The 20,775-nt window shown below is 42.9% G+C and carries 18 protein-coding genes and 1 pseudogene; 14 read left to right on the top strand and 5 right to left on the bottom strand.

What is annotated here, in order from left to right; translation table 11 throughout:
* Window positions 1-11: 11 nt before the first annotated feature.
* Window positions 12-1,784: a translational GTPase TypA gene (gene typA, locus ACO067_RS23735; protein ID WP_421879358.1), complete on the bottom strand. Its 1,773-nt coding sequence runs from the start codon at window positions 1,782-1,784 to the stop codon at window positions 12-14.
* Between the two features lie 190 nt (window positions 1,785-1,974).
* Between typA and ACO067_RS23730 the strand changes: the two genes are divergently transcribed.
* Window positions 1,975-2,967 (top strand): alpha/beta hydrolase, encoded by a 993-nt coding sequence (locus tag ACO067_RS23730; RefSeq protein WP_421879356.1) that lies wholly within the window; start codon window positions 1,975-1,977, stop codon window positions 2,965-2,967.
* A 57-nt stretch (window positions 2,968-3,024) separates the two neighbouring features.
* Here ACO067_RS23730 and ACO067_RS23725 read toward each other — a convergent pair whose 3' ends face one another.
* Window positions 3,025-3,462, bottom strand: coding sequence for a peptidylprolyl isomerase (locus ACO067_RS23725; RefSeq protein ID WP_421879353.1), 438 nt, complete (start codon window positions 3,460-3,462; stop codon window positions 3,025-3,027).
* Between the two features lie 77 nt (window positions 3,463-3,539).
* Here ACO067_RS23725 and ACO067_RS23720 point away from each other — a divergent pair, with 77 nt between their 5' ends.
* The 5 genes from ACO067_RS23720 to ACO067_RS23700 all read left to right on the top strand — a co-directional run bounded on the left by ACO067_RS23720 (window position 3,540) and on the right by ACO067_RS23700 (window position 9,413).
* Window positions 3,540-4,379 (top strand): S1 RNA-binding domain-containing protein, encoded by an 840-nt coding sequence (locus ACO067_RS23720; RefSeq protein ID WP_421879350.1) that lies wholly within the window; start codon window positions 3,540-3,542, stop codon window positions 4,377-4,379.
* Window positions 4,380-4,438: 59 nt separating this feature from the next.
* Entirely contained in the window at window positions 4,439-7,807 is a 3,369-nt protein-coding gene (locus ACO067_RS23715) for a PAS domain-containing protein (protein ID WP_421879347.1), read from the top strand.
* Window positions 7,794-8,444: a response regulator gene (locus tag ACO067_RS23710; protein WP_421879344.1), complete on the top strand. Its 651-nt coding sequence runs from the start codon at window positions 7,794-7,796 to the stop codon at window positions 8,442-8,444. The genes ACO067_RS23715 and ACO067_RS23710 overlap by 14 nt, the downstream gene beginning before the upstream one ends.
* 108 nt (window positions 8,445-8,552) lie before the next feature.
* Window positions 8,553-8,903: a hypothetical protein gene (locus ACO067_RS23705; protein WP_421879342.1), complete on the top strand. Its 351-nt coding sequence runs from the start codon at window positions 8,553-8,555 to the stop codon at window positions 8,901-8,903.
* A gap of 111 nt (window positions 8,904-9,014) precedes the next feature.
* Entirely contained in the window at window positions 9,015-9,413 is a 399-nt protein-coding gene (locus ACO067_RS23700; protein ID WP_421879340.1) for a hypothetical protein, read from the top strand.
* A 105-nt stretch (window positions 9,414-9,518) separates the two neighbouring features.
* Here ACO067_RS23700 and ACO067_RS23695 read toward each other — a convergent pair whose 3' ends face one another.
* Window positions 9,519-9,896, bottom strand: coding sequence for a hypothetical protein (locus ACO067_RS23695; RefSeq protein ID WP_421879338.1), 378 nt, complete (start codon window positions 9,894-9,896; stop codon window positions 9,519-9,521).
* Window positions 9,897-10,093: 197 nt separating this feature from the next.
* Here ACO067_RS23695 and ACO067_RS23690 point away from each other — a divergent pair, with 197 nt between their 5' ends.
* The 8 genes from ACO067_RS23690 to ACO067_RS23655 all read left to right on the top strand — a co-directional run bounded on the left by ACO067_RS23690 (window position 10,094) and on the right by ACO067_RS23655 (window position 19,069).
* A complete protein-coding gene (locus tag ACO067_RS23690; RefSeq protein WP_421879336.1) occupies window positions 10,094-11,662 on the top strand; it encodes a sodium:solute symporter in 1,569 nt (522 codons plus the stop codon).
* Window positions 11,663-11,665: 3 nt separating this feature from the next.
* The gene (locus ACO067_RS23685; RefSeq protein ID WP_421879333.1) at window positions 11,666-13,330 is read left to right on the top strand and encodes a sugar phosphorylase; all 1,665 of its coding nucleotides are present in this window, start codon (window positions 11,666-11,668) and stop codon (window positions 13,328-13,330) included.
* Between the two features lie 164 nt (window positions 13,331-13,494).
* Window positions 13,495-13,980, top strand: coding sequence for a nucleoid-structuring protein H-NS (locus ACO067_RS23680; protein ID WP_421879330.1), 486 nt, complete (start codon window positions 13,495-13,497; stop codon window positions 13,978-13,980).
* Window positions 13,981-13,998: 18 nt separating this feature from the next.
* On the top strand, window positions 13,999-14,574 hold the full coding sequence (locus ACO067_RS23675) for a hypothetical protein (RefSeq protein WP_421879327.1): 576 nt from the start codon (window positions 13,999-14,001) through the stop codon (window positions 14,572-14,574).
* Complete coding sequence (locus tag ACO067_RS23670; RefSeq protein ID WP_421879324.1) at window positions 14,571-15,398, top strand: hypothetical protein; 828 nt, start codon at window positions 14,571-14,573, stop codon at window positions 15,396-15,398. Before ACO067_RS23675 ends, ACO067_RS23670 begins: the two co-directional genes overlap by 4 nt.
* Window positions 15,385-17,781: a hypothetical protein gene (locus tag ACO067_RS23665; protein ID WP_421879321.1), complete on the top strand. Its 2,397-nt coding sequence runs from the start codon at window positions 15,385-15,387 to the stop codon at window positions 17,779-17,781. The genes ACO067_RS23670 and ACO067_RS23665 overlap by 14 nt, the downstream gene beginning before the upstream one ends.
* A gap of 32 nt (window positions 17,782-17,813) precedes the next feature.
* Window positions 17,814-18,434, top strand: coding sequence for a hypothetical protein (locus tag ACO067_RS23660; protein WP_421879318.1), 621 nt, complete (start codon window positions 17,814-17,816; stop codon window positions 18,432-18,434).
* Between the two features lie 155 nt (window positions 18,435-18,589).
* Window positions 18,590-19,069, top strand: a complete 480-nt coding sequence (locus ACO067_RS23655) for a DUF4168 domain-containing protein (protein ID WP_421879315.1) — start codon at window positions 18,590-18,592, stop codon at window positions 19,067-19,069.
* A gap of 92 nt (window positions 19,070-19,161) precedes the next feature.
* Here ACO067_RS23655 and ACO067_RS23650 read toward each other — a convergent pair whose 3' ends face one another.
* Both ACO067_RS23650 and ACO067_RS23645 read right to left on the bottom strand, forming a co-directional pair.
* Window positions 19,162-20,607 carry a methyl-accepting chemotaxis protein gene (locus ACO067_RS23650; RefSeq protein WP_421879955.1) on the bottom strand — a complete coding sequence of 482 codons (1,446 nt, stop codon included), beginning with the start codon at window positions 20,605-20,607 and terminating at the stop codon, window positions 19,162-19,164.
* Window positions 20,605-20,760 (bottom strand): annotated as a pseudogene (locus tag ACO067_RS23645) (triple tyrosine motif-containing protein); the annotation flags it as partial. The pseudogene ACO067_RS23645 and the gene ACO067_RS23650, both read right to left, overlap by 3 nt.
* Window positions 20,761-20,775: the final 15 nt, after the last annotated feature.

The raw sequence follows: 20,775 nt of genomic DNA, 5'->3' as shown, positions 1-20,775 counted from the left end.
CCTTATTTAGATCAAGGTTTGAACTGGATCTTTCGCATTCTCAGCGAAGTAGGAGTTACCTCCACGTATTCATCCTTCTGGATATACTCCAATGCATCTTCGAGCGAGAACTGGCGCTTTGGTGCTACTTTGGAGTTGTCATCCGAACCAGACGCACGCATGTTGGTCAGTTTCTTTCCTTTCACCACGTTCACGGCCAGGTCATTTCCTCTGGTGTGCTCACCAATCACTTGTCCGATATACAAATCATCTCCCGGATCGATGAAGAAAACGCCTCTGTCCTGTAGCTTATCCATGGAGTAAGCGGTACTTGCTCCTGCTTCCATAGCGATCATCGAACCATTGTTTCTTGTTGGGATTTCTCCTTTCATTGGCTCATAAGACTTGAACCGGTGGGTCATCACCGCTTCACCTGCTGTGGCAGTCAGCATTCTATTTCTCAGCCCGATCAATCCTCTTGCCGGAATATCAAACTCCAGGTGCTGGATAGATCCTTTTGGCTCCATCACGGTGAGGTCACCTTTACGTTGAGTAGCCAGCTCGATTACTTTACCTGAGTATTCCTCTGGGACGTCCACTACCATGTGCTCGATAGGCTCATGCTGTTTGCCGTCTATTTCTTTGATTAGCACCTGTGGCTGCCCAACCTGTAGTTCATACCCTTCACGACGCATCGTTTCGATCAACACTGACAAGTGGAGAATACCACGTCCGAACACCAAAAACTTATCTTCTGAGTCGGTAGGCTGGATTCGAAGTGCCAGGTTACGCTCTACTTCTTTGTAGAGTCTGTCTCTGATCTGTCTGGAGGTTACAAATTTTCCTTCTTTGCCGAAGAATGGTGAGTCGTTGATTGCAAACAACATGCTCATCGTAGGCTCATCGATCGCTATACGAGGCAGAATGTGTGGGTTTTCAAAATCCGTTACTGTATCTCCAATGTCAAAATCCTCGATACCTGTGATCGCACAGATGTCGCCACATGGTACTTCCTTCACTTGTTTCTTACCCAATCCTTCAAATACATGAAGTTCTTTGATGCGTACTTTCTTCAAAGCACCATCTTTCTTGGCCAGTCCAAGCTGAGCGCCTTCTTTTAGCGTCCCCTGTACTACTTTTCCGATAGCAATACGCCCTACGAAATTGGAGAAATCGAGTGAAGTGATCTGTAATGCAGGAACACCTTCCACGACTTTAGGAGCTGGAACTTTTTCCAGGATTACATCCATCAGGTGAGAGATATCTTCGGTCTGCTTTTTCCAGTCGTCACTCATCCAGCCGTTCTTGCTAGATCCGTACACAGTGGTAAAGTCCAGTTGTTCCTCAGTTGCATCCAGTGAAAACATCAGGTCAAATACCTGCTCCATGACTACATCTGGCTGGCAGTTTTCCTTATCCACTTTATTCACTACCACAATTGGGTTCAGTCCAAGAGCCAGTGCCTTACTCATCACAAAACGTGTTTGTGGCATAGGTCCTTCAAAGGCATCAACGAGTAGCAATACACCATCAGCCATCTTCAGAACACGCTCCACTTCACCACCAAAATCGGAGTGACCTGGGGTGTCGATGATGTTGATTTTCACGCCTTTGTAGTTCACAGAAACGTTTTTGGAAAGAATGGTGATCCCTCTCTCTCGCTCCAAATCATTGTTGTCCAGGATCAGGTCGTTGAATTCCTGATTTTCTCTGAACAGTTTGGAGAAGTGGATCATCTTGTCCACCAACGTTGTTTTGCCATGATCTACGTGAGCGATAATGGCGATATTTCTAATTTCGGTCATAGTCCTAATAAATGAAGCCGCAAAAATAGCTGGTTATTAGGTGAATAGCTCTATAACTATGAAAAGTTTATGTGAAATGTAAACTCTTGTCTTTGATATTGCATTCAAGGGTTGGTTTGTAGCGATGGAAATAGCACGAGTTTGGAATTATTATGCGCATAAAGAATACCTTTAGACAAACATTAATTCTGTGAAAGCATTAAAAGTTATTCTTGTCATCTTTCTGATTTTGGTTGTTGGGTATTTCATTGGTCCCAAAGCGCATTTTGACCCAATAGTCGGTCCAGAAATTCAGCCGATCACCCTTTCCCTTGATAGTCTGGATCGCTGGGTGAAATCCAAAGAAGTCCATTTACCCCATTTCAAATCAGGTAATGAATCCAGAATCGTTTGGGCCAATGATAGTATACACAAGACCCGTTATAGCATTGTCTACTTACATGGTTTTTCGGCAAGCCCAATGGAGTCCAATCCAGTGCATTTTCAATTGGCTGAGGAGCTGGGATATAACCTGTACATGCCTTTGTTGCCTGGTCATGGACTGGACGACCGAGAGTCTTTTATCGACCTGACCCCTAATGAACTAATTGACGCGGCAAAAGAAGCAATAGCCATCGGTCAGTTATTAGGAGAGGATGTGATAGTGATGTCTTGCAGTACCGGAGCTACTCTTTCCATTTACCTGGCAGGAGCTAACAAAGAAGTCATGGATATGCTAGTGATGTATTCACCCAACATCTCATTGGCTGATCCCACATCGAAGCTGATTACTGGTCCCTGGGGTAAGCAAATCTTAAAATCTGTGGTAGGCGATTATTGGAATCCGTCTGGAGCAGGAGAGGGCGATGGGTTGAAGTACTGGACTACCACTTACCGTACTGAAGGCCTGATCGCTTTGCAGTCCCTATTGGATCAAACCATGACTGAGGAAGTGTTTGAGCGTGTTTCACAACCTTACTTCCTGGGGTACTATTACAAAAACGGGCAAGAACGAGATCCTACGGTTTCCACTGACGCGATGCTACGGTTTGATAGCCATTCCAGCACCCCTGAGGATGAAAAACAAGTAGTTGCATTTCCGAATGCCGAAGCGCACGTGATAGCAAACCCTATCAAAAGTCAAAGTGTGGAGGAAGTATATGATTCCACTTTTGCTTTCATTCAACGCATGATTAGTCGTTGACCTTGGTGATATCCTGATTGATGAAAGTCTTTATTTCTCATCAATCAGGATAGCTAGTTAGGCTTCAGTAATGACCACTTTTTCCATTACATCTCCCTGTTTGATCGCATCGATCACTTCCAGGCCATCTACTACTTTACCAAAGCAAGTATGATTTCTATCAAGGTGCGCTGTATTGGTGCGGCTATGACAGATGAAAAATTGTGAACCACCTGTATTTCTGCCTGCGTGAGCCATTGATAACACTCCTCTGTCATGGTATTGATTGTCACCATCCAGTTCACAGTCGATGGTATAGCCAGGACCACCAGCGCCAGTTCCGTTAGGACATCCACCCTGGATCACAAAGTCAGGAATCACCCGATGGAAGGTCAAACCATCATAAAATCCATGCTCAGCCAGGTCAACGAAATTAGCTACCGTGTTTGGTGCATCCTTTTCATAAAACTCAATTTTCATGACACCTTTCTTGGTGTGTATTTCTGCTTTTTTCATTTGTGTTGATTTATTGATGGCGCAAATTTAATCTAGCGCTGACAAAAGCGATACCTTTGCCATAGAATTACAGTATTATGGCCATTCCAATCATAGAAATCGGGAAAGTAAACAAGCTGGAAGTCCTCAAAGTGACAGAACAGGGATATTATGTAGGCGATGCAGTAGAAGAGATTTTGCTCCCTAACAAGTACATTCCTGAAGGTTTGGAGGTGGGACATTACATTGATGTATTCATCTACACTGACTCTGAAGACCGGTTGATTGCCACCACACTCACCCCAAAGATTCAAATGGGAGAAATAGCTTACCTGGAGGTAAAGGATACCACCTCATTTGGAGCATTTCTGGATTGGGGGCTTGAAAAAGACCTGTTAGTGCCATTCAAAGAGCAGATCCAGCGGATGGAGAAGGGACAGGGTTATTTGGTTTATATGTACCTGGATGACCTGACAGATCGATTGGTGGCCTCAGCACATATCAATAAGCTGATCGAGTTTGATGAGATTGATCTGGAGCCCGGACAAGAAGTGCGGGTGCTGATCGGTCCGGAGACTGAGATTGGCTATGTTTCCATCATCAACAACAAGTATCGGGGTTTGATTTATAAGAATCAGGTTTTTAAACAAATAACTCCGGGAGACCACACGACCGCTTATGTGAAGGAAGTTCGTGCGGATAAGAAAATCGATTTGAGCTTAGAGCCTATCGGTGTGGAGCGTATTGAGCCTAACGCACAAAAAATTCTTGATCGTCTCAAAAAGGAAGGAGGAAAACTACCGCTGCATGATAAAAGTGATCCTGATGAGATAAGTAAGCTCCTGGGGATGAGCAAGAAAAACTTCAAAAAGTCAATCGGGTCTCTTTACAAGCAACGGAAAATTACCCTTCATAAAGACTCCATTGAGTTGATTTAATTCGACCAACTGGTCTTTTTAGCCTTTCAAGACTGGCTAGAATAGGTTAATTTGACCAGGTGATACTCACTCGCTTCACAGCTTCAATGCTCATCCTGCTATTTGGAAGTAGTTTGTGGGCTCAATCCGTGGTACTTACTCCAGAGGAAAGCGCGTATGTAGCTACTTCACCAGTGATCGTGTTGGGTGGTGACTCTTCCTGGGAGCCAATGATTATTGAAGGGTCAGAGGGTCAGGTTAGCGGTTTTGAAAGAGATTATCTTGATGAACTGACCAAAGTCACTGGGATAGAATTTCGCCTGGAGTCCGGTGTGTGGAGCGACATAGTTGATCAAGCCAAAACTGGTCAGATTGACGGTTTGGTGTATTCTTCACCTGAGCCCCAGCGAGCACAACACTTCGATTTCACGATTCCGTATAATCGATTTCAAATCGCCTTTTATTCCACGGTAGATCATCAGCCTGTCAATGATACCTCAGAGCTCTTTGGTAAGAGAGTGGGAGTGCAAGCTTCAGATCAATTCCTCAATAACTACCTGGACGGGATCCCCCAAATTGAAAAAAAGGTGTACCCGTCCAGAACAGAACTAATTGAGGCGACTCTATCTGGAGAAGTGGAATACTTCATATCTGCGCTAGACATGAATTATTACCTCTGGAAAAACTCCTTTCCTGGCATCAAGCTGATTTATCTACCTGCCGGTAAGGGTTTTGATCTGGTGTATTCAATTAAGAAAACGGATGATCCTGTTGTGAGCATCCTTAACAAAGGTATCGAGGCAATATCTCCTGCCAGGAAAAGTGAATTGATCAATAATTGGTTACGCATCGATCAGGTTTACAAACCCATTTTGAATGATGCCGAATCGCGTTTTATTTCTCGTTTTTCTTCAATCAACCTAATAACCATAGAGCACTGGATGCCGATTGTGTCTGTGAGCAATGGACGTATGGAGGGTTTTGTGGCCGACTACCTCGAGTTAATCAATAGCAACCTGGAATTGACCTTCGAAATAATTGGGACTGGAGACAGTACAGTGATTAATGAGTATGCCAGTCAGCCCAACTCCATTTTTATTTACCCTGATTTTGAAAGAAAGAAGCCTGATTATTACTACACGGATCCTTTTCTGACCATTCCATACGGACTGGCGATGCGCCGGGGAAGTCCATTTTTCAGTGAAATTAAGAGTTTAGGGACAATAGAGGTAGGAGTGGTAGAGTATAACCCACACTACGAGGAGATAGCTAAGAGATATCCCAATCTTCTGTTGGTGCCGCTACCATCCAGTGCAAATGGTCTGGACCGGGTGTTAGCTGGAGAGTTGGATGGCTACCTTGGTAGTATTTCCACACTCAATTACCACATTCAATCGCAGGGCTATTCTGATCTGTTTATTGCGTCATTGACAGATTTCGCTACCGAATTACATGTTTCATCTCCCAACCCTATGATGACGGCCATCTTTCAAAAGGCCATTAACAGCGTAGCGGAAGTTGAAAAGCAGACCCTGATCAAAAGATGGTACGGCTCCAATATGATTGAGACAATTGATCGTAAGTTGGCTTATCAAATTGCACTGGTGTCTGGGGTGTTGCTGGTCATCCTGCTTGGGTGGATCTTTTCACTACGCCGGATGATCCGAAAACGTCGGGTCATGCAGAACTTAATTCAGCAGAATCAGGCCAATTTATTAGCCTTAGTGGAGAATACTGATGCCATGATTTATTCCTTGGATATTGACCTCTGTCTACGAGCTAAGAATTCCTCTCTGGAAGAATTCATGAAGAACTACTCTGATCAACCCATCCGAATCGGGATGTCGTTGCTGGAGTTCTTTCCAGATCCAGAGCGTGGAAAATGGCAACAACGGTACCTGCGTGCACTGGAAGGAGAAAAATATTCTGTCCAGGATACCTATAATTTTGAAGGAAGTATTGGTACCTACGTCACTTCTTTCAATCCGATTATCATTGATGGCGTAGTTACCGGGATTTCCATCATCAGCGAAGATGTAACGGAGTTAGTCAAAGTGAATCAGTACATGATAAGCTTAATGGATACTGCTTACGACCACATCTTCATCAAGGATCTGGATCAGAAATACGTGATTGCCAGCCAGTCACTCGCGGACCTCAATGGGTTTAACTCCTGGAGAGACATGGTCGGCAAAAGTGAAGCTGAGATCAATGAGTTCAACGCACGACAAGTAGCAGATGATGAACTGAGAGTTTTGGAGGAAGGCTTGCACGCCATCAATAAAGAGCATCAGTTCATGGATAGGGAGGGAGCCATTCGGTGGATTCAGGCGACCACCGAGCCGATTTATGATCATGATGGTGAGATCGTGGGGCTGTCAGGTGTCAGTAGAGACATCACGCGCAGGAGAGAGGCAGAGCGTCAGCAAAAAATTCTTATTTCTTCCATTGAGAATAGTTCTGATTTTATCTCATTCATGGATGAAGAATACAAGTTCATCTACATCAATCGGTTTGGTGTTGAGCGTCTTGGCTTTGAAGATTATGATCATGTGCACATTGAAGAAATACTCGATCCTGTTACCTATAAGATCGTTCAGAATGGAATGAAGAAGTATGCCCTCCAGGGTAAAATCTGGGAAGCTGAATTTGATGTATTGCATTGGAAAACAGGTGAAGCTATTCCCATGGATCATCAGATATTTCCTATCTACGATGATCAGGAAGGGTTTATTTGCTTTGCCAATGTTGCCCGTGATTTGACCGAGCGCAACAAACTGCAAGAACAGGTTTTGAAATCCAAGCTCAATGAAGAGCTGATGAGTGCCACCTTAAAAGCTGAAGATAAGGAGCGTTTTCGGATAGCACATGAGCTGCATGATGGTATTCAGCAAAAGATCGCTACGGTAAATATGTACCTGCAATCTCTTGAAGATACCTCTACGGAGAACCACCGGATACTTACCAACAGCATTCAAAAACTAAATGAGGCTATTTCCGAAATTCGAAATATGTCACATAGCCTCATTCCAAGGGCTCTGCGCAACAGTGGGTTGTCAGCTACACTCAATGACGAGGTAGAACAGCTCAACAATAGCTCTGGATTAACGGCTGAATTTCATGACAACATCAAATCCAGACGCTATCATCAGGACATTGAATTGAATCTTTATCGTATCTTTCAGGAAGCTACTGCCAACATTTATAAGCACTCCGGTGCCAAGCATGTGTTGGTGCAGTTAATGGAAAGTGAGAACCGCTTGTCGCTGATGATAGAAGATGACGGGTCAGGGTTTGATGCGAGAGATAATGATGCAGCAGGGTTTGGCTTGTCCAGTATTAAAAATAGAGCGTCCGTAATCAATGCACATGTGGAAATCGATAGTGTGCCTGGTGAAGGCACTAGCATCTTAGTAGAACTTGAACCAGACACATATGAAGGAGAATAAAATCACCATTCTATTGGTAGATGATCATCCCATGATTCGGGATGCCATGTCGCTCTATTTCAGTAAAACTGAGGAAATAGAGATACTCGCTGAAGCAAACAATGGTAAAGAAGCTTTGGAGCTGCTGGAGCAAAAGGAGTTTGATCTGGTAATTACGGATATAGCCATGCCGGAAATGAACGGAGTAGAATTCTTGACAGAACTACAATCAAGAGGAGTAGAGCAAGACGTGCTGGTGATTTCTATGATCAACGAGGTGTCACAGGTGAAGAAAATGATCTCACTGGGAGCGAATGGTTATGTCTTGAAGAACAGCCCCAAGGAAGAAATCATGGAGGCCATAAAGGCTATTAAAAATGGCGAGACCTATTACAGTAAGGAAGTCTATGAGATTATCATGGGGCAGCTCACAGGACGCAAACCCAAACAACGACTCACAGTTGAGATCCCATTGTCAAGAAGGGAAAAAGAAGTGGTGAAACTGGTAATGGATGAACTCACCAATCAGGAAATTGCTGAGAAGCTATTCATAAGTGTACGAACCGTGGAGGCACATAAGCGGAACATACTAGAAAAAACGGGATGTAAGACGGTGGCCGGATTGGCCATATACGCCATTGAGAGAGGTATTGTTTGAGTTGGCTTATCCTATTAGAAATTAAGGGTTCCACTTCAGTGAGCTCAGCTTTTCTTAATATTGTGTTAACTTAGTAAGAACCTATCATCAACCAATTACCACTTGCTAATGTCTATTAGTCCACTTTTAGACTCTACGATTATTTTCATTTCTAACAATGATCTGCGGACTCGTAAATTGCTACATGTAATTAGGCGTAGAGAAGTAAGCAGGAGTGTCCACTGGCTCCGCAATTTGAGGCAGGTAGAACGTTTTTTCGATAACCCACTTGCCTTCTCTAAAGAACCCAACCACACAGTGGCTATCATCCTTGATTATGATTTGGAAGGTGTATCTCTGATTACCCGATTTCTCAACGATCGGGATGTACTGATGCACTGCACTCTTTTTAGTCTGGCTTCTGTTACCGAGGAGGTGGAGTCTTTCGAATCTCAATTGCGATCAGCAGGTCATAAGTAATCTCTAAGGGATACACGTAATTTTCGATGCTAGGCGATCCCCTCTTACATAGGGCTACCCATCATTCTACCTTTGTGTTGTAATCGACTTTAAAACCAACAACAAAGGGCCATGAACAAGCATTTCAAAAATTACGAGATTGTCCTCGTTTCTAAAAATACCGAAGATGTGAAATGGGTTCTGAACGCTTTGAAGAGATCAGAACTCAATAATGAATTGATCTGGCTGAAAGATGACGATCGCACCTTTGACTACATCAACTGTAATGGACTATATGCAGGTAAGATGCTAAGTGGATATACGAAGGTATTTATAATCGATTCCAATTTTCCTGGTGCAGCATCCATTAAAGACCAGATTACAAGTAGTGATAGTTTCAAAGGTTGTGAGGTGTTGACCTTAGCAGAGAGTAAGGAAGAATTTATCAGGAAAAACGAGCGAAATGCTTTTGATCTGGTCAACGAATTATTCGGGAAGTTACAGTTGTTAAGTTTTTCGTTTTTTCTCTAAAAGACCAAATAAAATATTGAATCCTCCGTTCATTTTAATCAGCATGAACGTATAAAAAAAGTCGGCTTTAGGGCCGACTTTTACTTTTTAATGACGTAGCTGTAATTAGATTTTGAGCAGCTCTGCATGGATGTTATGATCTTTGATGAGTTCTTGTGTAAACTTCATGTGACCATGAGGAACATATATCTGAAACGTACCGTTTTTCATGTTGGCTAGCGTCTCAAGAAGTTTCCATTTATTAACCAGATCGTTCGGGTCGTCCATTTTTGTGGAAATCTCAAAGTAGGCTTTGCCTTCGTTTTTAGTTGCTGTAACGTCAGGTGTGAAGTTTACATTGTTTGTCTTACCAATTAATTGGTGAGGGGCTTCATAGTCGCTCAGATCTGCTCTGATATTGTCATATCCTTGTTTTTTAACCTTATCAATCACATTTGCCAACACCTCGTCATAAGATATTTTACTTCTTGTCTGTTGAAGCATAGATAGTTTTGATTTGTATTTATGGAATTAGTAGAAGATTAGTATCCTAAACCACATTGATTCAGGAAGTTATACAAATAAAACAAAAAAAAGTGGCATTTGTTCGATACTGAGCACCTTTTTGTTTCCGAAAACCGGTTTAAAGTCATCAATTTTTAGGATTTGTAGTATCTTAGGAAATCACCCAATTCCCAAAAATGAACTTACTGGATTACGCTATTATCATTATTTACTCTGTCGCCTTCCTCGGATTAGGGTATCTTTTTAAGAATCAGCAAAACAAAAAAGACTATTTCTTAGGTGGCCGTTCTTTTGGTTGGTTTCCCCTTAGTCTGTCGGTAATGGCCACTCAACTGTCAGCCATTAGTTTTATATCAGCTCCAGCATTTGTCGGAATGCGGGAAGGTGGAGGGATGAAGTGGTTGAGCTACGAATTTGCTGTGCCAATTGCCATGATTTTTTTAGGTAGTTACCTGATTCCCACCTTGTACAAATCAGGTGTGGTCAGTATTTATGAGTTTCTAGAAAAGCGTTTCAATCGTTCTACCAGGTTGTTGTTAAGTCTGGTGTTCCAAATTAGTCGGGCATTTGCTACGAGTGTGATGATTTATGCGGTGGCACTCATACTTACCAGTGTGATGGACATTCCCTTTTGGCAGACAGTGGTGCTTATTGGCGTGATTACGGTAGTTTATTCCTATCAGGGAGGCATGAAAGCCGTAGTGTACGGCGACATGATCCAGATGATTATTCTATTTGTAGGTATTCTTATTTGCTTCGGGTATGGACTGGCCTATCTGGGAGGCTGGGAGACTTTCACCGCCCTACTGGATCGTGATCGGTTACAGGCTGTCGATTTCAGTTCTCTTGGCATTGGTAATAGCGATGGATTTGGCTTTTGGCCGATGATCATAGGTGGTTTTTTCCTATACGCTTCTTACTACGGTACTGATCAGAGCCAGGTACAGCGGCTACTTTCTGCCAATAGTTTGCAGACGGTTAAAAAAACCATTCTGTTCAATGGAATCCTCCGTTTTCCTGTGACGTTGAGTTACTGCATCATGGGGTTGGTTTTGGGAACGATGGTTATGAATACCCCTGAATTTGCAGCGAAGATCCCAATTGAGAAGCCAGACCTGATGATCCCTATTTTCATCAGAGACTATTTACCACATGGAATAATCGGCATTCTCATTGTGGCCATCTTGTCAGCAGCCATGTCTTCGCTGAGTTCTGCGGTTAATTCTCTCAGTGCAGTGACTACAGAAGACTTTTTGACACATGGAAGGAATGTATCTCATCAGGAGTATGTAAAATATTCACGGCTCACAGCTCTTTTTTGGGGTGTGGTCTGCATAGCATTGGCATTCTTTGCTGGAGATATCGCAGAGACTGTCATCGAGGCGATCAATAAGGTGGGTTCGGTCTTTTTTGGGCCAATACTCGCCACCTTCCTTATTGCTGTGAAAATCAAGAGAGTACATGCACGTGGAATGAACATTGGCTTATTGAGCGGAGTACTTTGTAACGTTTATTTGTGGCTTGGAGTAGGTGATGGATTGTTTTGGTTTTGGTGGAATGCGACTGGTGCAGTTGTGACTCTCGTCGTGGCATATATCATGAGCATGATCGTTCCTAAGGGTAAGGAGAGTGTTCAGCACATTGAAATGGAAGTTGCTCAGCTGTGGACAAAAGATACATTCATTTTAATTGGATTTTTCGTAGTAATCATTGCCATCTCAATGGCCATACCTAATCTGCTCTAGCACATGGCGAACCTTAGAGAACTGCTGACAAAAGTCTATGGAGAGGGTGAAGTGGATTCCATACTATCCAGCATAGATCAGCTCATAGCCAAATACCAACCTATTGTTCCTTTGGTAGATATCACTTTGGATCATAGCGATGTGTTGATGATTTGCTATGGGGATCAGGTGCATATACCAGGGCAAACCAAACTAAATACATTGAAACGTTTTACTGATCGATGGCTTTCTGACAGCATCAGCAAAATTCACATTCTTCCGTTTTATCCATACAGCTCAGATGACGGGTTCTCAGTAATCGATTACTACCAGGTCAATCCTGACCTTGGCACATGGAGTGATGTACAAGAGTTAGCCAGAGAGTATCAGCTAATGTTTGATGGGGTCATCAACCATATATCACAGGAATCTCAGTGGCTTGGTGGATATTTAAATCACGATCCCAAATATCAGGGGTTTTTCAAAGAAGTGAATCCTGAGGATGACTTCAGTCAAGTCACCAGACCCAGAACTAGTCCAGTATTTCATGAATATAGAGGCCTGGATGGTACTTCACATTTCCTTTGGTCCACCTTCAGCAAGGATCAGGTAGACCTCAACTATGAAACACCGGCGCTCTTTTTACAAGTATTGGATGTGTTACTGTTTTATTTGAGTCAAGGTGCCCACCTGATTCGCCTGGATGCTATTGGCTTCATGTGGAAAGAGTCAGGTACCACTTGTATTCATTTACCAGAGGTACACTGGTTGATTCAATCCATGCGTCTGGTCCTGGAGGAGGTTCAAAAAGGAGTGGTATTGATCTCTGAGACCAACGTACCGCATAGTGAGAATATCACTTATTTTGGCAATGGTCACAATGAAGCCAAAATGGTGTACAATTTTACTCTACCGCCATTGTTGGCTTTTAGCTTGCTCAGCCAATCTAGCTCCAAGTTCAGCCAATGGGTGAATTCTCTGGAATTACCATCCAAAGAAGTGTGTTTCTTCAACTTCACGGCCAGTCATGATGGCGTTGGGTTGCGACCTGTGCAGGGAATTCTATCCGCTGAAGAAATCTCTGTGCTGACAGACTCAGTCGAAGCTAATGAAGGGTTTATCTCGTATAAAGCTAACTCTGATGGGAGCGAGTCTCCTTACGAACTCAACTGTAATTACAGAAGCCTACTCAAAGGATCTGATGGCAATCCTGATTTGGCCATGAAGCGCTTCCTTTTAAGCCAGGCACTCATGCTTAGTATGCCGGGGCTTCCAGCGTTTTACTTTCATTCTTTGGTTGGTTCTGAAAACTATACAGAAGGAGTAAAGGAGACCGGGCGATTTAGAACAATTAACAGAGAAAAACTCGATTTGAATCAATTGGAAGTCGAGCTTAATGATTCATCTTCAGATCGTCATTTCATTCTCAATCAACTAAAAAACATGATTGCTATTCGGTCACAGCAACCTGCTTTTGATCCTTTCGGTGATTTTGAGGTAGTGGACCTGGGAAGTTCGATGTTCTGTCTTGTCCGAGAACATCAGAACGCGGAGAAATCGATCACCTGTCTCTTCAACTTCACGCAACATCAGGTTGCGCATCCTTTTGCAGGAAAATACGACTTAATTAGTGAGCACGCTTTGGGAGAACACCTCGGAGCTTTTGAATTTGCATGGATCCTGGGTTAGGATTCTCATTATGAATCACCAATTCTCATTTTGACTTTGCACATATTTGTAGGGTCAATAATTTTTGTTGAATTAGAGTTTGGCTTGCTATTTGCACATCCAGAGAATGACTATATCAAAAACTTAATTTTCACGTTTATTAGCGTGACAAAAAACAGAAAAGAATGAAACGAAATACACTCAATTTTTCCACGATCAATGGTGTACTACTTCTCGCTTTGATCGTAGGTTTCTCTTCATGTAAAAACAAGAAAAAAATGTCTGACATTTCTGATCCACAGGAAGTGAGTCAGCAGATGGAAGACGAGTTTGATGATGAAGAAGAGACCACAGATGAGCCAGAGAGAGTAGCCGTAAAGGAACCTTCCACTTCTGAGAAGTTGGAGAACTATTTTGCAGCTATTTCACAGGCTTCTACCACTTCAGCTGCCAATGGCAGTATTAGTGAAGCTTTGACGATGTTTTCAAATCCAGATGCACCAGTATTGATTGTGATTTACAGAGGTAGTGGCAACCCAGATTACGACGAGCCTACTACCATTAAAAAGTATCTGGAGTATCTCAAAGACACGAAAAACAACAAAGCTGTAGTGGAAGAGATGGTCCTCGATGACTATGGTAAGATCAAAGAATTGGTTCTGAAGAAGTAAACTCAAAAAACTGACACAATGAAAATCAATAAATATTTATTCATAATCGCAATAGCGCTGGTAGCCTTCGGGTCTGCCCACGCGCAGGATGATGTAGACCCAAGAAGGAAGCAGGCTATTGACTCCTTGGCATTAGAAAAAGTAAAAGACCTCAGTAAATACATCAGCATTATCGGTGATAAAAAGACGCAGTTTTCAGAAGCACAGCGTGTGATGGACCGTGCAGAGGAGTTATTTGCACCTGATAGTGAGATGGGTGTGTCGTCGCTCAGTAGAGAGGAGATCACCTATTACAAAGTAAGGGAATACTTTGAGCGGTTGATGGCTCTTAATTATGATAAGGTAACCATCAAGTGGTACGATATCCACTACATCAGCGATCTGGAAAAACAGCCAGATGGCACTTACGTGGGAGTAATTACTATTTATCAACGTTTCGAGGGTACATCCGAAGATGGACTGAGTTATAAGGATACCACCAAAAAGGACATTACCATTTACGTCAAGAAAAAAGAAACCCAGATTGCGGGTAGAACCATTGAGTTTTGGGATGTACTTTTAGGCGACGTTCGGGTAACTGAAACCTCTGCATGAGATTAACGGCTTTAATTCTTTTGTTGATAACCTTTCATTTATCGGTGGGGCAGGACCTCACCGATGATATGAAAGACACCGAAGAAAAACTGTATGCATCTACCAAGCAGATCAATCAGTTTTTTCGTCGTTTTAATGGAGAAGAAGACGAACAGGGTGATCGCTATTATCCAGACGATAAGAAATATCGAGATGACGGTTTGCGACGCAAATACTTACCCAATTTGTTTGATCGAGAATCCGGATACGTCAATGAGTCGTTGGCCAGGGACTTCATGAAAGAAGTGACCGATCGAAAAAACCCGGAGTTTCTAGACTTGCATGATCAAGAGATGTTTGCCGAAGTAGCTGCTGTTTTCTCCTATAAGGGAAAAGAAACGTCTGCGCTGCTATACATGAGGCTCCAGCAGCAGGGGCAAGGCTATGAGTGGGTGATTGATGATGTGGCTTTCGATCCTTTCAAAAGACAGTTTAAAAAAGACACCTCAGAGAGTAAGCGATTTATGCACCCAATGAGTCACGAACTGGCCTTCATGACTTTGCGAAAAGCATTACAGAATGAGAAGTATCCCGAGCAATTCACGCCGAGATCATATCAACCGGATTACCTGACGCTGTTTCTTTATGAACTCAAAGGTGGCAACCTCAAGTTCAAAACTGTAAAAAATGTGAAATTCCACTTTTTCTCCATTGACGGGTGGTATTTTGAACTGTCAAACTTTAATCGTCCCGGATATAACACTGGTTGGTTAATTTCTAATTTGGTTCGCCTTGAAGGCGATCAGAAAAAAATGATGAAAGACTACATCTATGACAAGAACTAAATACTGGTTCTCCTTTATCCTTTCTATACTTTTTGTCACCATATCATTCGCACAGGAACCGGATGCCAAGGATCCGTATGAAGATGAGGTGCTGAGCCTGGTGAATTTCTATAAATACATGCTCAATACGGTGGGCGGTACCCGGACGTCTACCCGTGACAAGGAGGTGATCATTACCGAGAGTTTCACCAAAGCTTTCTTGAATGGACAAGTGCAGATAGAAGACGATCTACTGCCCAACCGAAATGCGATTACCAATAAAGATATTAGAGCATATCTCAGAGATGTCGATTTTTTCTTCAAAAACATACAGTTTGAGTTTGAGGAGATCGAAGTGACCAGAGATGAGCGCGATAACGGCAAACCATATTACCTCGTTTCGTTTCAATGCTCCATCAAGGCAACAACTCTGGAAGGTGAACCTTATCAGAATTCAGGTAAAAGATATCTGGAAGTCAATCTCGATCCAGAAAGCAATGACTTGAAGATCGTGAGTGTTTATTCTACCAAGATTAGCCGTGAAAAGGAACTCAGGAACTGGTGGGAAACGCTCTCGTTTGAATGGACCAGGATTTTTAGAAGTTATGTTCCGTTCGATAGCATCAGTGATCAGGCACTGCTTGAGATTGCGGATATTGACAGTTTAAATCTCTCTGATAATCAATTCATCCAGTCTGTTCGGCCTCTTTCAGCACTCAATCGATTGAGATACCTTAACCTGTCCAATACAAAGGTCAGTGATCTAAAACCTTTGAGGTATTCACCTAGACTGTCAGAGCTTGACGCATCCAATAGCGCAGTGAATGACATCTCGGTGATTGCCTACTTTGATCAGTTAAAATCATTGAATCTGAGTAGGACGAACATTACATCCATAGAAGCACTTTCAGATCGCCAATTAGGAGTATTGAATCTCAGTGGTACCAATGTGATTGTATTTGATGCTTTGGAGGGGATCAGCTCTCTGAGAGAGGTGGATCTATCCAATACGGCTTTTTCCAATACCAGCCAGTTGGCCAATAACAAAGGACTATTGAGTTTGGATCTGTCTCGTACCGGAATCACGCGGTTACAACCAATACAATCCTTGAGCAAGCTTCGATATCTCAATGTATCCGAGACTTATTTGGCGGACCTAAGCGGTGCAGGAGGATTAGAAAGTCTTGAAGAAATCCATTTGAATCAAACGCGAGTGAATAGCCTTCTTCCTTTGCAAGGTTTGAAGAAACTCAAGAAAGTATATGCAGACTATACTGGCATCAATGAGCGTGCAGCTTCTGATTTTATGTCTTCCAATCGTGGGGTAGTAGTGATCACTAATTCTGAAAGGATTATGGATTGGTGGAATGGTCTTACAGGCGACTGGAAAGCCGCTTTTGCTCCATACGTACCTTCAAGACCGGGGAAGGAAGACATTATCCAACTCATCAATAAAGATACACTGGACTTGAGCCGAAAACGCTTAACAGATGGAGCACCCTTGGTACGTTTTACCAAACTCAAGTATCTGGATATTAGTCGCAACCTCATTACTTCGTTTGACTTTACGGAAGGTATGGAGAGTCTGGAGTTTCTCAAGGCTGAAAAACTTCCCACTGAGAATGCCAGGGGTTTGGAAAACAATAAGAACCTCAAATTTCTCATTCTCACCGAAAGCATCATTAAGGATATTAAGGCCCTGGAGTCGCTCAACAAATTGGAGTTGCTGGATGTGGAAGCTACAGCTGTGGCTGAGCCTGCGATTAAGGATTTGTTGCAGATCAGCCCGAAAACAGTCATCATCTACCAGCCTTCTGAACTACAAGAATGGTGGGGGCAGCTGCCCTCCGAATGGCAAGGTGTTTTTGATTTGGAGAGTGTAGACTCTTATCACTTACATCGCCTCATTGAACAGGAAGAAGTGATAGTGGAGAATAGCTCAATAGCTTCGCTGCGTCCACTGGACCGGTTTATCAATCTGAAACGAGTCTCTTTTGACAAGACAAGAATCACGAGTCTGCTGGATCTGGCTACTCATGAGCATCTGGAGGAGATTACGTGCAAGAACGGACCACTTATGGATTTGGAGTCTATTGAAAGTCATTACTACCTTAAAAAGCTGGATATAAGCAATACGGCAGTGGATGATCTCAAACCCCTCAGGGAGATTCGTAGCTTGACCCATCTGAATTGCTCCGGGACGAATATTAAGAACATGAAGGGTGTAGAAGAACTATATAGCTTAAATTACCTCGATATTAGTAATACGAGAGTTTGGCGAATGGACAGGCTTTACGATATTCGCAAGCTGAACACCCTGGTGTGTTACAATACTCGGATTAGAAGCAGGACCATGGATGAGTTTAAGTCCAATTTTCCTGATTGTGAGGTAACCTATTATTAATCAACAACCAGTTTTTTATCAGTCACTTAAGCATGAAAAGAGAAGCTACAAGTTCAAAAATCATTGCCTTAACTTTTGCCATCCTTTGTTCATTAGTCGTCAATGCGCAGGAAGAACCACAGCCACCAGCTAACCTTCAGGAATCGTTTGATTTCATGATGGAAAAATACTCAACTTACGAGCAGTATAAGGTAGTACCAATCGTAAGACTCAACGAGTTTTGGGGTGAAATAGATGATTCGCTCAAGACGAAAGATCGTTCCATCAGCCAATTGAAGGGAGAGATCATCGCTTTGAATTCAATGATTGATTCGCTGAAGAGTGATCTCAATTCTGTGAAAAATGAGCTGGAATACAGTGAAGCTACTAATGAAGAAATTGCGTTTTTGGGAATTCCATTTGACAAGACCGTCTATCACCTGATGGTTTGGGCGATTATCATTTTACTGGCTGTATTGACAGTGATGATCTATTTCATGTATATCCGTAGCAATGGACTCACTTCACGTTTCAAAAAAGACCTGGAGCAGTTGCGCAAAGAATATGATGAACACCGAGATAAAAGCCGGGAGGTTCAAGTGAAGCTCAAGCGGGAGCTCCAGACGGCAGTCAACACCATTGACGAGATGAAACGCGGAGGAACACGCAGATAATAGGAAGCCGGCTCTAAGCTGGCTTTTTTTTTGCGCTATAAGCTGCATCCCAGGCCAATTGGGATGAATCCAAATTAATTCAAACAATAAGGCTACTGACCTGTTCTGGTCGACAGGGCAAAGAGTTTGCCTGTTAGAATAGAAAAACTGTAATTATGAATTATTCGAAGACTACTTCTGTAGCAACTTTATTCTTAGCGTTTTGTCTTATCGGTAATGCTTCTTTTGGTCAGCAAACCGCACAAAATATGGAGTTTAGTGATAAGCAATATGATCAATTCGTCGATATTAATATAGAAATCATTCCTCTACAGCAGTCTGCACAGAAAGACATGATGCAGCTAATTTCCGATGGTGGGATGGAAGCTCAGCGATTTCAGCAACTAGCTCAGGCTCAGCAGTCAGGCACTCTAAAGGACGTGGCAAATGGAGCAGATGAAATAGCCACATTCAATCAGGTGGGTCAGCAGGTGATGGAAGTACAGCAGGAAATGAGACAAGACATTCAGCAGACGATCAGTGAAAGTGGCATGTCTTTGCAAACCTTCCAGCAGTTCTCCATGGCGTACAACCAGGATCAGGAAGTTCGCTCCAAAGTGGATGAACTATTAGCTGCGGAGATGAAGGGTAACTAATCCGAAGTAACTCGATATACATCTAAAAGGCCACCGGAATCAATCGATTCCGGTGGCCTTTTTTGGTCTTACTGCAGGATGATTGGATAGCTTTAATTGTACTTATTTGCTTCCTGTTTTTTTAGTTTAAACTGACTGACTTTTTCAGTAAGATGATTGGTGATCTCTGTGACCTCCCTGTTTTTCTGAATATAGTTTTCCATACCAGCGGCCAGTTCAGTTGACGAACTGGCTACTTGTTCAGTACCTGCAGCCGTTTCTTCTGCAATCACTACTATGCTTGCCATCAGATCTACAATATTGCCAATGTCAGCGGTTTGCTGATTAGTAGCTTTCAGGATGTCATCCGATTGGCTGAGTGTTTTATGATACTTGCCAGAGATGGATTGAAATGCAGATAACGAAGATTTGGTTGCTTCTTCTCCTTCTTTGATCCGTGTACCCATGGATACCACCAGATTGGCTGTGGAGGTGGTTTCTTTCTGTACATTTCCAATTAGCTCTTCAATTCGACCTACCGACTTTTTAGAATCTTCGGCTAGCTTGCGTATCTCCTCAGCAACCACAGAAAAACCCCTTCCAGCTTCACCGGCCTGTGCGGCTTCTATTGCTGCATTCAAAGCCAACAGGTTGGTTTGGGCGGCTATCTCCTTAATGATATTGAGTACAGAAGAAATGTCTTTGGAGCTTTTGGTGAGCATTTCAATAGACTGGGTGGTCTCATTGGAGTAGTTCAGGATCTCTTGCATCGAGAGGTCCAATTGACCAATGGCGTTTTGTCCAGCTTCACTTTCATTGACCCCAGACTTTGCTGCTTCATGAATGGATTCTGCCTGTTCTTTCATTTTGGAGGAAAACTGCATGACTGCTTCTATCAGTGCGGAGGCATTATCTACCTTAGCCAGCTGATCTTGCGCACCTCTGTTCATTTCTGATATGGCTGAAGCTATCTCGCTGGTACTGACATTCATTTCCTCACTCGTATGCAGCATTTCTTCAGATGCTGAACGTATGAGTAAGACCTGGTCAGTAACCTCGGTGAGTAGGGCAGATAAGCTGGCAATGGCTCTGTTCAAATTATTAGCCATTTGCTCTACATCGCCTTTAGCTTCGGTAGAAAACGTGCGTGTGAGATCACCCACAGAAAGGCGGTTGACTATTTCATTGATTTCCTGAAATGGCTTCAGGACAGATTCAAACAGTCGATTGACCGAGATCCCCAACTCACGCCATTCGCCTTCTTTATTTTCTACTTGGATTCGGGCATTGAAATTTCCAGAATCCGCAGCTTCTTGTACGATAAAATTAGTTTCTTCAATGGCCTCTTTGAGTTTACCACTCTGCAGTTGAAGTTCTGCGTTCCTTGTCTTTACCTCGTCAGTAGCCAGCCGTACCTGATGTTCCAGCTTGCGCTTGTTTTCTTTGATTTTGTCAGATCTGTTTTTATACAATCGAAACGCGAGACCAGCGAACAGAATCGCTACAAGACTTCTAAACCACCAGGTAACCCAGAAGGGAGGTGTAATGATGATTTTCATCTCTACAGGTTCTTCGCTCCATACACCGTCATTGTTAGCGGCATTGATTTTGAGTACGTAATCACCTGGCTCCAGATTCATAAAAGAAACCTTTCGTTCGGTTCCTTTAGCTATCCAGTCGTCATGAAGACCTTCCAACATGTAACGATAGGTGTTTTTGGAGGAATG

The organism is Marinoscillum sp., from assembly GCF_965229915.1.
Taxonomy (GTDB): domain Bacteria; phylum Bacteroidota; class Bacteroidia; order Cytophagales; family Cyclobacteriaceae; genus Marinoscillum.
This window is presented reverse-complemented; position numbering and strand designations above follow the sequence as displayed.